Below are 13,836 nucleotides of genomic sequence, written 5' to 3'. Positions count from 1 at the left end.
CGCCACCTGGCAGCGCTGCCGGGTGCACTTCATGCGCAATGCGCTCGCCCATGCCGGCAGAAGCGGCCGGCGCGTGGTCTCCGCCTTCGTCGCCACCGCCTTCGCCCAGGACGATGCCGAGGCTGCACGTCAGCAGTGGCGCCGAGTGACTGACCAGCTCCGGCCGAAGGTGCCGAAGCTCGCCGGTCTGATGGACGAGGCCGAGACCGACGTCCTCGCCTACATGACCTTCCCGGCCCAGCACCGGGTCAAGCTGCACAGCACCAACCCGCTTGAGCGCCTCAACGGCGAGATCAAGCGTCGCACCGAGGTGGTCGGCATCTTCCCCGACGAGGCCGCCATCATCCGCCTGGTCGGCGCCATCCTGCTCGAGCAGAACGACGAATGGGCCGTCCAGCGCTGCCGCTATACAACCCGCTTGAGCGCCTCAACGGCGAGATCAAGCGTCGCACCGAGGTGGTCGGCATCTTCCCCGACGAGGCCGCCATCATCCGCCTGGTCGGCGCCATCCTGCTCGAGCAGAACGACGAATGGGCCGTCCAGCGCTGCCGCTATATGACCCTGGAAAGCGTCGCCCCCTTGGGCGATCATCCCGCCGTCAGCCTGCCTSATCTGACAGCCTGACCCTTCCCGGCCATGCCGGGAAATCACGGTGACCCCTCGTCACCTACACCACTCCCTGGGACACGACCGGGGCCAGTGCGAACCGGCCCCTGGATTGCTTCGTCGGCTTCGCCTCCTCGCAATGACGGCGAGGGGGTAAACGTTGTGAAAAACTCTCGTAAGCGCGAGCGGCAACACGAGAGACGCTCGACGTTCAGCTGCGCTGACGTGACCCGACCTTAATTCAGTCCGCTCGAACCCACCCCGGCCGCTTCTCCAGCTGCGCCTCGCGCCAGGCCTGCCACCGGCGGCGCAGCTCGCCGGCGCGCAGGCCGATGGGGATGTCGGAGATGCCGGCTGCGAGAATCCGGTCGGTGCGGAAATGCCGGAACCCCTGCCGGAGCTCGCACCAGGCCACCAGCAGGCGGCTGGTCTCGGCATAGCCGAGGATCACCGGCCACACGGTCCGGTCGGTCACCTCCCCGGTCTCGGCCCGATATCGCAACTCGAGCTTGCGGCCCGCGCGGATCGCCTGCCGGATATCGGCCATGTCGATGGTCTCGGCCGGCGGCGGCGCCACCGGCCTGACGCCGATGCTCGGCTCGGCGATGAAGGGCCGCAACGTCTCCGGAATGACGGCGGCGATCTTGGCGACGACATCCCGCGCGGCAGTGGCGATCAGGGCATCGGAATGCCCGGCGACCCATTGCGCACCCAGGACGACGGCCTCGATCTCGTCGGGCGTCAGCATCAGCGGCGGCATGTCGAAACCCGGATCCAGCCGGTAGCCGAACCCGGCCTCGCCGGAAATCGGCACCCTCTGGCCGACCAGGTCGCCGATATCGCGGTAGACGGTGCGCTTCGACACCTCGAGCTCCTCCGCCATCGCCGCCGCGGTGACCGGCACGCGCGTCCGGCGCAGGATCTGGACGATCTGAAACAGACGATCGGCTCGACGCATCATGCTGACTCCTGCTGCCAGAATGGTGGCAACAGGGCTGTGCGACAAGATCCCGGCGGCCGGCGGGGCCGCCGGGACAAGGAGCCTCCCATGAAATTCGCATCGGTCAGGATCATCGCCGCCGATATCGGCCCGATGGTCGCGTTCTACGAGATGGTCACCGGGACCAAGGCGCAATGGCTGGCGCCGGTCTTTGCCGAGATCGTCATGCCCGGCGCCACCCTGGCGATCGGCGCGGCCGAGACCGTCGCGCTGTGGCAGGACGGCAGTGCCGAACCAGCCGCCAATCGCAGCCTTGTCATCGAGCTGCAGGTCGAGGACATCCAGTCCGACTATGCCCGTCTGCAGGACAAGGTCGCCCTTGTGCATGGGCTGAAGACCATGCCCTGGGGCAATGCGACGTTCCAGTTCCGGGACCCGGAAGGCAATGCCGTTTCCCTCTACATGCCGGCATCGGAGGCCGCGAAGCGCCGCTTCGCGTCACGGCCGGCTTGAGGAGCGATGGCTGCGAATGGCGGCGTGATACGTCGCCACGATGCGGCCCGGCAGGTCCCGGCCGGGCAGCGGAAGCGTCGGAGACTATGCACTTCACTCGAACATGCCCTTCGGCACCTGTCCCTCGAGGAAGGGCTCGATCACGGCCACCAGCAGGTCGACCTGGGTGATCACCGCGGTGTGCGAGGTCGCCGGCAGCACGGCCAGGCGCGAGGCCGGCAGGGGCTGGCCCATATCGCCCATGCCACCGCCGCCGAGCAGCCGGAACAGCGCCACCGAATGCTCCAGCGTCGCGACGTCGGCATCGCCGGTGATGATCAGCACCGGGGTCTTCAGCGCCTTGACGTCGTCGCCCCAGGCCATCGGCTCCTTCTCCAGCGCGATCAGCTTGCGCACCAGCTCGGGGAAGCCGTCGGGGTTGGCGGCCAGCTTGCGGTAGGCGTCGGCGAAGACCGGCATGCCGGTGAACATCTCGACCGTCATCTGCGGGATGAAGGCCTTGAACGCCGGCTGCCAGCCCTCGGCGTCGTAGGCGGCCGAGCCGAAGACGAGCTTGTTCACCTTCTCCGGATGGCGGATCGCCAGCTGCAGCCCGGCGGCGGCGCCCATCGAATAGCCGAACACGTCGGCCTTGGGCAGCTTCACCGCGTCCATGAAGGCGGCGACGTCGTCGGCCAGTGCCGGATAGGTGATCGGCCGGTCGATGTCGGTGGTGCGGCCATGGCCCTGGAATTCCAGGGCATAGACCGTGTGGGTCTCGGCCAGTTTCGGGATGATCCCGCCCATCGCCGGGATGCTCATATAGGCGCCGTGCAGCACGACCAGCGGGTCGCCGCTGCCGGACACCTCGTAATACATCTGCATGCCGTTGACGGCGACGCGGTGGCCCTGGGTGTCAGCGACAGCCGGACCGGCGGCCAGCAGGGCGGCGGCGGCAAGAAGATTGCGGAACATCGGGAACTCCCCTCCATCGGGTGCGGTTTCGGTGCGCTGAAATGAAGACGAACGGCGACGCCGCCGATGCGACAGGGCCCGACGAAAAAATCTGCCGCGCCGTCCGCAAGACCCGGCTCGTTGCCGCAGGGGGCATTCCCCTGCCCGCCCCGATCCAGCATTCTCCCCGCCACGGAATGCGATCGGGAGGACGTCCTTGCCCGGAATCGAAGGAGGGTGCCGCTGCGGCGCCGTGCGCTGGCGGCTCGACGCCGACCGCCTGCCGCTGACCTATGCCTGCCACTGCCTGGATTGCCAGACCTGGAGCGGCAGCGCCTTCAGCCAGCAGGCGGTGGTGGCGGAGGGCCGCTTCGCCTGCACCGGCCCGGTCGGCCGGTTCGACCTGCCCAGCGCCGACGGCCGCCGGGTCTCGCACCAGGTCGCCTGCCCCGTCTGCTTCACCCGGATCTGCAACACCAACAGCGCCCGCCCCGGCCTGGTCATCATCCGGGCCGGCGGCTTCGACGACAGCCATCGCCTGGCCGTCGTCGCCCATATGTGGACCAGGCGAAAGCAGCCCTGGCTGGCGCTCAACCCGGCGGTCCCCGCCTGGCCGGAAGGGCCGCCGGACGCAGCGGAGTTCTACCGGCTGATCGGTGCGCCGGCCGTCGCGATCTGAGGGGCCGTGCCCGCCGGGCTTCGCCGCGGGGGTTGCCAATCCCGGATGCGGGGGTCAGAACCTGGACGCTCAGGGATCATGTCGCGCGAGGAGTCGAGATGCCTCAGATCGATGGCCAGCGCCTGCTGGGCGACCTCCGCCGGCTGGCCGAGTTCGGCCGGTACAGGACCGGCGTGCACCGGCCGACCTATTCGCCGCAGGATGTCGAGGCGCGCCGATGGTTCGTCGAGCGGCTGCAGGAGGCCGGGCTCACGGCCGAGACCGACGGCATCGGCAACATCATGTCGACCAGCCCGGCCAAGGGCCCGAAGCTGCTGATCGGCTCCCATCTCGAAAGCCAGCCCTATGCCGGCTGGCTCGACGGCGCGATGGGCGTGGTCTACGGGCTGGAGGTGGCGCGGGCCTTCCGCGACGACCCGGCCTGCCGCGATCTCGGCATCGAGGTCGCGGTCTTCGCCGATGAGGAGGGGCATTTCGGCTCGTTCCTGGGCAGCCGGTCCTTCATCGGCGAGCTGCCGGAGGACGAGATCGCGCAGGCGGTCAACGACGCGACCGGCCAGACCCTGCCGGACGCCCTGGCCGGGGCCGGCTATGCCGGGCGGCCGCGCTACACCCTCGAGCCGGGGCGGCATGCCGGCTTCATCGAGGCCCATATCGAGCAGGGCGACACGCTGGAGAGCTCCGGCAAGCGCATCGGCGTGGTGACCAGCATCGTCGGCATCTGGACCTACGCCATCACCTTCGAGGGCCAGCAGAACCACGCCGGCACGACCCACATGGCCGCGCGCCGGGATGCCGGCGTCGCGCTGACCGAGCTGTGCCACGCGATCGCGCGGCGCTTTCCGGAGGTCGCGGGGCCGCTCTCGGTCTGGACCACCGGGCGCATCCAGCTGGACCCCGGCGCCGCCAGCATCATCCCGGGGCACGCGGAGATGACCTTCCAGTTCCGCGACGCCGATCCCGAGCGCCTGCGCGTCCTGGAGCAGGCGCTGGAGGAGTTGGTGGCCCGGTCCGACGCGGCCGGCCCGTGCCGGGCGAGCCTGCGGGCCCTGTCGCGCTCGACGCCGAACGTCATGGCCGCCCCGATCCAGGCGGCGCTGGAGCAGGCGGCGGAGCGTCACGCGCCCGGCAGCGCGATGCGCCTGCCGAGCGGCGCCGGCCACGACGCCCAGTACCTCGCCCGGCGCCTGCCCGCCGGCATGCTCTTCGTGCCCAGCATCGGCGGCATCAGCCATCACTGGACCGAGAACACGGCCGATGACGATCTCGTCCTGGGCTGCCAGGTGCTCGCCACCGCGGCGGAGGCGCTGCTCCGCGCCGCCTGATGCGGACGGGCGCGGCGGCCCGGGTCATCCGCCCTCGCCCGCCGGGCCGAGCCGCAGGCGGAAGGTGGCGCCGCCGCCCGGCGTCTCCTCGATCGCGATCGATCCGCCATGGGCGGCCGCGGCCTCGTGCACGATGGTCAGGCCGAGGCCGGCGCCCGGAGTGATCTCGTCCCGGCGCCAGAAGGGCTCGAACACCAGCCCGCGCTCCGCCGGCGGGATCCCCGGGCCGTGGTCGATGACCAGGATGTCCGCCGGGGCCCGGACCACGACCTCCACCGTCCCGCCCGCCGGCTCCATGCGCATCGCGTTCTGCACCAGGTTGATCACGGCGCTTTCGATCGCCCGGACGCTGCCGGTGACGGGCAGGCTGTCGACCTCCGGCACCAGGGCCAGCTCCCGCCCGGCCGCGATTGCCAGCGGTGCGCATTCGGCCACGACGTTCCGGGCCAGCGCGACCAGGTCGACGGCCTCGTCGAGCTGGACGTCGCGCCGCTCCAGCCGGGCGACGAACAGCAGCTGGTCGACCATGGTGCGGATGCGGACGATGTCGCCGCGCATGCCGTCCGCCTCGCCCGGGTCCTGCAGGCTGTCGATGCGCGCCGTCAGGATCGCCAGCGGGGTGCGCATCTCATGCGCCGCCATGGCGGCGAAGCGCTGCTGCTGGCTGAGGCCGGCATCCAGCCGGTCGAGCGCCGCGTTGATCGACCGGACCAGCGGCCGCAGCTCCGCCGGCACGCCGCCATGGTCGGGAAGCCGGAAGTCGCGGTTGCGCAGGTCGACATGGGCGGCCGCGAGCGTCGCGGCCCGCAGCGGGCGCAGGGTCCGCCAGACGACCAGCGGCACCACCAGGACAGCACCGAGCAGGACGAATCCGATGATGCGCATCAGATGGTCGGCCAGGAAGGTGCGTATGGCCGGCAGGTCGGCCGTCCTGACGAGGTTGTCGGCCCCGATGGCGACGATGGTGCCGTAGGGCGTCTCGAACTCGGTCGCGACGATGGTCAAACCCGCCAGCGGCCCCTCCCGGACGGCGAGCGGCCCGTCGGCGGACCCCGGGGCCAGGTCGCGCATCGCGGCGATGACCTCGGGCGCGGAGCCTTCCAGCATCAGCCCGTCCTTCATCGCCGCGGTCTTGACCCGCGGCCGGTCCTGGCGGAACTGGCGGAGCGTGGAGGTGTCGGCGATCGCGAGCGACCCGTCGGGCTGCCGGACCAGCGTGTCGGCGACCTGGTCCTTGAGCGTCCTGTGCAGGAAGAAATACTCGTCGCCCGGTCCGTTCCAGACGGTCAGCGAGACCGCCAGGGCCAGCCCGGACAGGACGGACTGGATGACGATCAGCCAGGCGATCAGGCGCCACGCCAGCGACGTCCGCAGCATCGTCACACGGCCCTGAGCATGTAGCCGACATTCCGGACCGGGTGGATCTCGGCGCCCGATTCCAGCTCGACCAGTCGCCGGCGCAGCCGGGAGACATGGCCGTCCAGCGACTTCGGCAGGACGTCGTCCTCCATGCCGTAGACGGCGTCGAGCAGCGCCGCGCGCTGCACCACACGGCCCGCCCGGCGGATCAGCGCCTCCAGCACCAGCAGCTCCCGCCGGTTGAACACTACGGGCCCGTCGCCGATGGTGACCTCGCGCCGGTCCGGGGCGAAACGCAGGCGGCCGCAGACCAGGGGCAGTGCCGGCTCGGCGCCGGGCCGGCGCAGCGCGGCGCGGATCCGCGCCAGCAGCTCCTCGGCGAAGAACGGCTTGGTCAGGTAGTCGTCCGCCCCGGCGTCGAGGCCGCGGACCTTCTCGTCCAGCCGGTCCAGCGCCGTCAGCACGATCACCGGCGTGCCCGGCTGCAGGCGCCGTGCCGCCGGCAGCAGCGACAGTCCCTCGGCGCCGCGCAGCCGGCGGTCGAGCAGGACCAGACCGTAGCGCGCCGCGGCCAGGGCCAGCTCCGCCTCGGTGTGGGTGGCCGCGCGGTCGACCAGAAAGCCGCTCTTGGCGAGGCCGCCGGAGACCAGCCGGGCCATGTCCGGCTCGTCCTCGATCAGCAGGATCCGTGTCATTCCAGCCCCCCTGTCGCCGGCGGCGCGAGGCCGGACGGATAATCCGCTGCGATGGGTCCGGATGCCCCGGGCCGCGCCGGACGGGCGCGAAGGGCCGGGGCCGACACCTTCCCACAACCTAGATCGTCTAGCAGTCGTCGCGGCAAGCGAAAGTTCTCGCGTCAGAGCCTGGGGGAAAGAAAATATGTCCGTTCGAACCACCGTCCGTCCCGTGCCGGGGCGGGCCGCCTGCTGGGTCGCGCTGGCCCTGGCCCTGTCCGGCTGCATGGGCTCCGGCGGCAGCGGCCCGCAGATCGATGCCGCCAAGTCCTTCGCCGGCGGCCGCAACTACGCCAACGACCTGAAGATCTGCCAGGACAAGGCCTCGTCGTCCGGCGAGACGCAGGAGAGCGCGGCGGCCAAGGTCGGCATCGGCACGGCGCTGGGGGTGGGGCTGGGCCTGGCCATGGGCGGCGACCTCGGCACGACCGCCCTGACCACCGGCGTCGGCGCCGTGGGCGGCGCCTCCTCCGCCGGGCTCTTGGGGGAGAGCACCACCGACCGCAGCGCCATCGCGCTCAAGAGCCGGGACGACATCATCCGCATGTGCCTGAGGGCGCGCGGATACAAGCTGGTCGAGACGCCGCCGAAGACGTCCTGAGCCGGCCGGGGATCGGAAGGGCCCGTCGCTGCGGCGGCCCTTCATCTCAGGACAGCGACCGCAGGAAACTGGAGCACATGTTGCCGACCAGGTCGAAGTCGACGATCGTGTTGGTCTCGTCCGTGGTGTAGGACAGCTCGCAGGCCAGCTCGTTGTACCGGGTCTCGTTGTAGCCGACGGGGCGGTACTGGTCCTGGATGATGGGCGACTGCGAGCCGCCGACATTGGTCTGCATGCCGACGATCTGCTGGCCCGCATATTCCGAGCCGGTCTGGACGAAGGCCTCGTAGGCCTGCAGTTCCTGCCCCGACCAGTGGTGCACGGTGTAGAAGCCCTCCCTCGACGTCGACCCCGCCGGGCCGAACTTGGCATAGGCGACGCTGATGTTCTGGCCGACCAGCCTGTCGACGCCGCTGAAATTGGCGCAGGCGGCCAGGAGCAGCGAGACCCCTGCGGTCAGCGCGATCGTCTTCTGGGTCGGGAGCATCGGGTTCCTCATCGCTTCGGGACGTTCGCCAGGGCCGCGATCCGGTCGCCGGCGGCGGCGTGGCCGAGGCGACTGCTAGCCCATCCAGGTTGCGGGAAGGTGCCGTCCCCGGCTTTTCATCGCCTCCCCGCCCCGGCAAACGAAAAGGGGCACCGCCGCGGCGATGCCCCCTCGTGACCGTCCCGGCCGGAACGGGATGTCCCGGCGCGGCGCCCGCTACTTCGCGCCGGCCTTCCAGACATTGTTGCCGCGGTCCTCGTCCGGCAGCTTGTGGTCGGGGTCGAGGACGACGTCCGCCACCGTCTTGCCGGCCTCGGTCGTCACTGTCGTCGCCGCCTGGCGGATGAAGCTCTCGGCCGGCAGGCGATAGTCGCGGTGGCTGCCATCGGTGAAGTCGACGCGCAGCGTCGCCGGGATCACCAGCTTGTCCTTGGCCGCGACGGTGATCGTCATGCCTTTGGCCGCGTCGCCCTCGACCTTGTCGATGGCGAGGTCGAGCGGCCAGTTGTGGTCGTACCAGCCGCGCCACCACCAGGACAGGTCCTCGCCCGCGGCGCTCTCCATGAAGCGGAAGAAGTCGGCCGGCTTCGGGTGCTTGAACGCCCAGGCGGCGATGAAGTCGCGGAAGGCGGGGTCGAAGCGGTCGGGCCCGAGGATCTGCTCGCGCAGCAGGATCAGCCCGAAGGCCGATTTGAAGTAGGTGACCGGGTGGCGGTACTTCTCGATCACCGTGTCGGCGCGCGACAGGATGATCGGCGCGTCCGGGTCCTTCAGAACCGCGAGGATCTCGTCGGCCGGGTTGCCGCCCTTCGGCGCGTATTCGCTGTCGCGCTTCGGGGCGTATTCGCCGTGGTTGAAATCGTCCGACTGGTAGACGTCGATGAAGGTGTTGAAGCCTTCGTCCATCCAGGCGTCGCGGCGCTCGTCGAAGCCGACGACCATCGGGAACCAGGTGTGCCCGATCTCATGGGCGGTGACCCAGAACAGGTCCTTGCCCTCGTCGCTGATGCCGTCGAACAGCAGGCCCGGATACTCCATCCCGGCGATGTTGTCGGGGCCTGCGACATTGACCGCGACCGGCCAGGGATAGGGATACCAGCGGGCGGAGAAGCGCTCGACCGAGTCCTTGAGATACTCGGTCGACCGGCCCCAGCGGTCGCGGCCCTGGCTCTCGGCCGGATAGAACGACATGGCCAGCGCCGATTTGCGGTCCGGCAGGTTGATGCGGGCCGCGTCCCAGGCGAAGGCCGCCGAGATCGACAGCGCCACGTCGCGCGTGTGCTGCATCGCGAAATGCCAGGTCAGCGTGCCGTCCGCCTTCGGCCGGGTCGCGGCATTGCCGATCTCGTCCGGGCCGATGATCGCCACCGTCGCGTCGCTGGCGCGGGCCTTGTCGAGCCGGGCGCGCTGCTCCCGCGTCAGCACCTCGCCGGGGTTCTTCAGCTCGCCCGAGCCGGCGACGATCATGCCGCTGGGGACGGTGATCTCGTAGTCGAAATCGCCGTATTCCAGGTAGAACTCCTGGGCCAGGAAGGGCAGCGTGTCCCAGCCGCGAATGTCGTCATAGACCTGCATCCGCGGATACCATTGCGCCAGGCTGTAGATCGGGCCCGCCTTGGCGTTGCCCCAGCCCATGCGCCCGCCCCATTCCTCTCCCGGAATGGTGAAATGGTAGCGGATATGGATCCTGGCCTTGCCGCCCTTCGGCGCCAGCGGCTTGTCGAGCGCGATGCGCCCGCGGGTGTCGCTGACCTGCACGGTGACCGGCGTGGTCTTGCCGTCGCGCTCGACCGAAACCTCGTCCAGCACATAGCCGTCGGAGGAGCCCTTGTCGGGCTTGCCGGCGGCATACACGCCGCGGCTGTCCGGCCGGTACATGTTCTGGTCGAGCTGCAGCCACAGCTCGCCGAGCGCGTCCGGGCTGTTGTTGGTGTAGCTGATCACCTCCTCGGCGCTCAGCGAGGGGGTCTTCGGGTCCAGCGTCGCCTGGATCCGGTAGTCGGCGCGGTTCTGCCAGTAATCCGGCCCGGGCGCGCCGTTGCCCGAACGATAGACGTTGACCGCCTGCCCCATGTCGCGCGGCGCGAAGGTCTCGCGCGGCTGGTAGTCCGCCGCCAGCGCCGGGACGGCGACCAGGAGGGCGGCCAGGGGCGGCACGGGACGAAGCGACAGGAGGAGGGAACGAGACCGTCGGTTGATCCGCTTCATGATTTTCCGGCTCCGTTGCGGCATCGGGAGAAAGCAGCGGCGCGCCGTCGCGTCGACGGTGACCGGGCCGATGCTTTCGCGCGACTGAAAGGGAATTCGAGAGACCGATGGACTCGCTTAGAGCATGATTCGTACGTGGCTTGCATCCATCGGATCAACAGAGTCGTAATATTGAATTCTCGCTAAATGCTATTCGTCAATCACGTCAGACAAATCGGAAAACGCGGCCCCGCGCCGGGCGCCGCGGACACCAGTCAACCCGAAGTCGCGCGACAGAAGGCGGAAACAATTCGGCGAAGCGGGACGCTCGGGAGTCGCTCGCCCCCTGCCCACTGCCAGCCGCCCTCGGCCAGGCTGTGGAAATCCTCGCCGTCGCGGATGCCGCCGGCGGCGCGAGTGGCATCCGGCCCGCGGGACAGCCCTGCCGAATCGTGCAGGCGGGCCTGCGAATCGTGATATTTTAGGCAACATTTCATATTCATTTGCGAGAGATCCATGGCCACTATTATCGGGACGGATAACGCCGATTTCATCCATCCGCCGGGATATGCGCCGGTCGGCGGCTACAACGACATGCCGGTGGCGACGGACGGCGCCGACACGATCGACGGTGGGGGCGGAAACGATATCCTCTACGGCGGTGGTGGCAACGACATCCTCACCGGCGGTGCCGGCGACGACTTCCTCTATGGCGGCATCGGCGATGACCTGCTGATCGCCGACAGCTTCGACACCCTCTTCAACGCAGTCTTTGGCGGCCCGGGCCGGGACACGCTCACCTTTGCCGGCGCCGCGGCCGGCGTCATCGCGTCGGTCCAAAACCCGCAGGCGAGCATCGAGGTCGTGATCGGCTCGAGCTTCGACGATAAGCTGTTCGGTGACGACGGGACGGACCTGCAGGGCGGGGACGGCAATGACAAGCTTTCCGGATGGGGCGGCACGCTGAGCGGAGGCGCCGGCGACGACGTCCTCACGGCCAGCTATATCGGGCAGACCATCCTGATCGGCGGCGCCGGCGCCGATCATCTCCAGGGTTCCCTCCTCCCGCCGCCCGGCGGCTTCGCCAGCATCGCCTCCTATGCCGACAGCGCCGCCGCGGTCGCCCTTAACCTCGGCAATGGCGCGGCCGCGGGCGGTGACGCCACGGGCGACACGCTGGTCGACATCGACGGCGCGATCGGCTCGGCCTTCGACGACAGGATCATCGGAAGCGCGATCGCCAACTGGCTGCGCGGCGGCGCCGGCAACGACATCCTCACCGGGGCCGCGGGCGCCGACCGGCTGGAGGGCGGCGACGGCACCGACACCGCGCTCTACACCGAGAGCACCGTTGGCGTCCGGGTGGATCTCGGGCTCGGCACCGGCCATGGCGGCACGGCGGAAGGCGACACGCTCGCCGGGATCGAGAGTGTCGTCGGCACCAGCCATGACGACGCGCTGGCCGGCGACGGCAACGCCAACGGCCTATGGGGCGGGTTGGGCAGCGACACGCTGGCCGGGGGCGCGGGCAACGACGCCCTCAAGGGCGAGGCCGGCAATGATGTCCTCACCGGCGGCCTGGGTGCCGACACGCTGGTCGGCGGCGACGGCAACGACACCGCCAGCTACCAGGATTCGCAGCTCGGGGTGACGGTCGATCTCGGCACCGGCCAGAACCGCTTCGGCGAGGCGCAAGGCGACATCCTGAGCGGCATCGAGAACCTGACCGGTTCGGCCATGGGCGACCGGCTGACCGGCGACAATGGGGCCAACGGCCTGTCCGGCGGTGGGGGCAACGACCTGCTCACCGGCAGCGGCGGGGCGGACACGCTGATCGGCGGGGCCGGCGCCGACATCTTCGCCTACCGGGCGGTGGGTGACAGCACCGTCGCCGCGGCCGGGCAGGACACCATCGTCGATTTCAACGACCTGGACGGCGACAAGATCGACCTGCGGGCGATCGATGCCGCCGGCAATGGCGACCAGGCCTTCAGCTTCATCGGCGACAACCCGTTCACCAACCATGCCGGGGCGGTCCGCGTCACCGCCGCGGGCGAGGCGCTGCTGGTCGAAGGCGACGTCAACGGCGACGGGACGGCGGATTTCGCGATCCGGGTCGAAGGGATCGCGGCGCTGTCGGCGACCGACTTCTACCTCTGAGCGCGGAGGGGCGGAGGGCTTGGCAGGTCCCCGCCCCAGCCGCCCTGGGCCATGTCGTAGAAATCCTCGCCGTAGCGGATGCCGCCGGTGGCGTCGGGATAGGCCAGGTAATAGGTCATCCGCACCGGAATGCGGCCCGGCACCCGGGCGAAATGGGTCGTGCCGGTGGCGATCCCGGCCTCGACCCCGGCGATGTCGGTGCCCAGCACCCAGGCGGCCAGGCCGAGATAGTTCTCGACCCGGATACAGCCGTTCGACACCGCCCGGTTGTCGGTGGCGAACAGGCGCCGGTTGTTGGTGTCGTGCAGGTAGATCGCCTGGTCGTTGTCGAGCTCGAACTTGAGCAGGCCGAGGGCATTGTCGTCGCCCGGCGGCTGCCAGAACTTCCAGCCCATGGTGCCGACCATGTCCGGCTGCACCTGGGCCGGGTCGAAGGTCTGCCCCTCCGGCGTCTTCACCACCACGCCGTGCTTGCGCATCTCGGTGTACTGGCCGGCGGCCATGAAGGCCTTGTACTTCTTGGTCAGGCCGGGCGGCACGGTCCAGTCTGGGTTGTACTTCACCGCGATCATATTGGACTGGATCATCGGCGTCTGGGTCAGGGGCGACCCGACCACGGCGCGGGTGCGCAGCACCTCGACCCCATTCTCGAAGGCGATGATCTCGGCCGTCGGCACGTTGACGGTGATCGACTTGCCGCGCGCCGGCGGCGCCTGGTAGCGGGCCAGGGTCTGGCGCAGCGCCTCGGCCCGGTCGGCCGGGGTGAAGTTCAGCGCCCGGAAGGTGCGGCGGCCGACCACGCCGTCGTCGCGCAAGCCCCAGCTCAGCTGCAGCGCCTTGACCCGCCGGGTCAGCGCCTCGTCATAGACCAGCGTGGCCGGCGCCACCGGGCCGATCAGCTCCGGCTCGGTCGCCGTCACCGCTGCCGCCGGGGTCGCCTCGGCCGGCATCGTCTCGGGCTGGGCCACGGCGGGCACCACGACCGCCGGCGCATCGGCCGCCGCGGCCTCGGGCAGCACCACGCCCATCGCGTCCAGCCGCTGGCGCAGCAGAGGCACGCGCGGGTCGACGGCAGCGGGCTTGAGGGCGGAGCTGAACGGGATTGCCGAGGGCGCCGCGGCCAGCTCCGCCTCCGCCCGCTCCAGCGCCTGGCGCAGCAGCATATGCGCCTTGTCCTCCGGCGGCACCGGGGTCGGCTTGGTCGCGGCCGTGGCGACATGCGGCGCCAGCGCCAGCGCCAGAACCAAGGCCCACCGAATCATCATCTGCCCCTTCCTCGCCCGCCGGTCTTCCGGGTCGGGCCCCACACACG

Annotated in this window: 12 protein-coding genes and 2 pseudogenes; 7 read left to right on the top strand and 7 right to left on the bottom strand. The window is 70.1% G+C overall.

The features are described 5' to 3' along the window. Together BWR60_RS25315 and BWR60_RS25310 are read left to right on the top strand one after the other, a co-directional pair. Nucleotides 1–415, top strand: a pseudogene (locus BWR60_RS25315) (transposase); the annotation flags it as partial. Beyond that, nucleotides 412–624 (top strand): annotated as a pseudogene (locus BWR60_RS25310) (transposase); the annotation flags it as partial. The pseudogenes BWR60_RS25315 and BWR60_RS25310, both read left to right, overlap by 4 nt. Before the next feature lie 223 nt (nucleotides 625–847). On the opposite strand, the gene BWR60_RS25305 reads toward BWR60_RS25310, so the two are convergent. After that, entirely contained in the window at nucleotides 848–1,567 is a 720-nt protein-coding gene (locus tag BWR60_RS25305; protein WP_230983176.1) for a helix-turn-helix transcriptional regulator, read from the bottom strand. An 87-nt stretch (nucleotides 1,568–1,654) separates the two neighbouring features. Here BWR60_RS25305 and BWR60_RS25300 point away from each other — a divergent pair, with 87 nt between their 5' ends. Continuing rightward, a complete protein-coding gene (locus BWR60_RS25300; protein ID WP_088154176.1) occupies nucleotides 1,655–2,059 on the top strand; it encodes a VOC family protein in 405 nt (134 codons plus the stop codon). 93 nt (nucleotides 2,060–2,152) lie between these two features. Here the strand turns inward: BWR60_RS25300 and BWR60_RS25295 are convergent, their stop codons facing one another. Next, nucleotides 2,153–3,013: an alpha/beta fold hydrolase gene (locus BWR60_RS25295; RefSeq protein WP_088154174.1), complete on the bottom strand. Its 861-nt coding sequence runs from the start codon at nucleotides 3,011–3,013 to the stop codon at nucleotides 2,153–2,155. Nucleotides 3,014–3,209: 196 nt separating this feature from the next. Between BWR60_RS25295 and BWR60_RS25290 the strand changes: the two genes are divergently transcribed. Then, nucleotides 3,210–3,671 (top strand): GFA family protein, encoded by a 462-nt coding sequence (locus tag BWR60_RS25290; protein WP_088154172.1) that lies wholly within the window; start codon nucleotides 3,210–3,212, stop codon nucleotides 3,669–3,671. A gap of 98 nt (nucleotides 3,672–3,769) precedes the next feature. Next, nucleotides 3,770–4,996, top strand: coding sequence for a Zn-dependent hydrolase (locus BWR60_RS25285; RefSeq protein ID WP_088154170.1), 1,227 nt, complete (start codon nucleotides 3,770–3,772; stop codon nucleotides 4,994–4,996). A gap of 24 nt (nucleotides 4,997–5,020) precedes the next feature. On the opposite strand, the gene BWR60_RS25280 is transcribed toward BWR60_RS25285, so the two are convergent. Then, nucleotides 5,021–6,373, bottom strand: a complete 1,353-nt coding sequence (locus tag BWR60_RS25280) for a HAMP domain-containing sensor histidine kinase (protein WP_088154168.1) — start codon at nucleotides 6,371–6,373, stop codon at nucleotides 5,021–5,023. 2 nt (nucleotides 6,374–6,375) lie between these two features. Next, a complete protein-coding gene (locus BWR60_RS25275) occupies nucleotides 6,376–7,050 on the bottom strand; it encodes a response regulator transcription factor (RefSeq protein WP_088154166.1) in 675 nt (224 codons plus the stop codon). 184 nt (nucleotides 7,051–7,234) lie between these two features. On the opposite strand from BWR60_RS25275, the gene BWR60_RS25270 reads away from it, so the two are divergent. Continuing rightward, nucleotides 7,235–7,690 carry a hypothetical protein gene (locus tag BWR60_RS25270; protein WP_144445752.1) on the top strand — a complete coding sequence of 152 codons (456 nt, stop codon included), beginning with the start codon at nucleotides 7,235–7,237 and terminating at the stop codon, nucleotides 7,688–7,690. Nucleotides 7,691–7,736: 46 nt separating this feature from the next. Here the strand turns inward: BWR60_RS25270 and BWR60_RS25265 are convergent, their stop codons facing one another. Both BWR60_RS25265 and BWR60_RS25260 read right to left on the bottom strand, forming a co-directional pair. Next, nucleotides 7,737–8,177 carry a hypothetical protein gene (locus tag BWR60_RS25265; protein ID WP_088154162.1) on the bottom strand — a complete coding sequence of 147 codons (441 nt, stop codon included), beginning with the start codon at nucleotides 8,175–8,177 and terminating at the stop codon, nucleotides 7,737–7,739. Between the two features lie 216 nt (nucleotides 8,178–8,393). After that, nucleotides 8,394–10,385 (bottom strand): M1 family metallopeptidase, encoded by a 1,992-nt coding sequence (locus BWR60_RS25260; RefSeq protein ID WP_088154160.1) that lies wholly within the window; start codon nucleotides 10,383–10,385, stop codon nucleotides 8,394–8,396. Nucleotides 10,386–10,880: 495 nt separating this feature from the next. On the opposite strand from BWR60_RS25260, the gene BWR60_RS25255 reads away from it, so the two are divergent. Further along, complete coding sequence (locus BWR60_RS25255; protein ID WP_088154157.1) at nucleotides 10,881–12,524, top strand: calcium-binding protein; 1,644 nt, start codon at nucleotides 10,881–10,883, stop codon at nucleotides 12,522–12,524. Here BWR60_RS25255 and BWR60_RS25250 read toward each other — a convergent pair. Then, nucleotides 12,515–13,789 (bottom strand): L,D-transpeptidase family protein, encoded by a 1,275-nt coding sequence (locus BWR60_RS25250; RefSeq protein ID WP_088154155.1) that lies wholly within the window; start codon nucleotides 13,787–13,789, stop codon nucleotides 12,515–12,517. The two genes, BWR60_RS25255 and BWR60_RS25250, sit on opposite strands and share 10 nt — an antisense overlap. Nucleotides 13,790–13,836 lie beyond the last annotated feature (47 nt).

Source organism: Inquilinus limosus (assembly GCF_002195995.1).
GTDB lineage: Bacteria > Pseudomonadota > Alphaproteobacteria > DSM-16000 > Inquilinaceae > Inquilinus > Inquilinus limosus_C.
This window is presented reverse-complemented; position numbering and strand designations above follow the sequence as displayed.

Bases quoted from the DNA above. Each gene is read 5' to 3' on its own strand.
- BWR60_RS25285 (WP_088154170.1), top strand. From the start codon at position 3,770: ATGCCTCAGATCGATGGCCAGCGCCTGCTGGGCGACCTCCGCCGGCTG.
- BWR60_RS25260 (WP_088154160.1), bottom strand. From the start codon at position 10,385: ATGAAGCGGATCAACCGACGGTCTCGTTCCCTCCTCCTGTCGCTTCGT.
- BWR60_RS25270 (WP_144445752.1), top strand. From the start codon at position 7,235: ATGTCCGTTCGAACCACCGTCCGTCCCGTGCCGGGGCGGGCCGCCTGC.
- BWR60_RS25295 (WP_088154174.1), bottom strand. From the start codon at position 3,013: ATGTTCCGCAATCTTCTTGCCGCCGCCGCCCTGCTGGCCGCCGGTCCG.
- BWR60_RS25255 (WP_088154157.1), top strand. From the start codon at position 10,881: ATGGCCACTATTATCGGGACGGATAACGCCGATTTCATCCATCCGCCG.
- BWR60_RS25250 (WP_088154155.1), bottom strand. From the start codon at position 13,789: ATGATGATTCGGTGGGCCTTGGTTCTGGCGCTGGCGCTGGCGCCGCAT.
- BWR60_RS25300 (WP_088154176.1), top strand. From the start codon at position 1,655: ATGAAATTCGCATCGGTCAGGATCATCGCCGCCGATATCGGCCCGATG.
- BWR60_RS25275 (WP_088154166.1), bottom strand. From the start codon at position 7,050: ATGACACGGATCCTGCTGATCGAGGACGAGCCGGACATGGCCCGGCTG.
- BWR60_RS25305 (WP_230983176.1), bottom strand. From the start codon at position 1,567: ATGATGCGTCGAGCCGATCGTCTGTTTCAGATCGTCCAGATCCTGCGC.
- BWR60_RS25265 (WP_088154162.1), bottom strand. From the start codon at position 8,177: ATGCTCCCGACCCAGAAGACGATCGCGCTGACCGCAGGGGTCTCGCTG.
- BWR60_RS25280 (WP_088154168.1), bottom strand. From the start codon at position 6,373: ATGCTGCGGACGTCGCTGGCGTGGCGCCTGATCGCCTGGCTGATCGTC.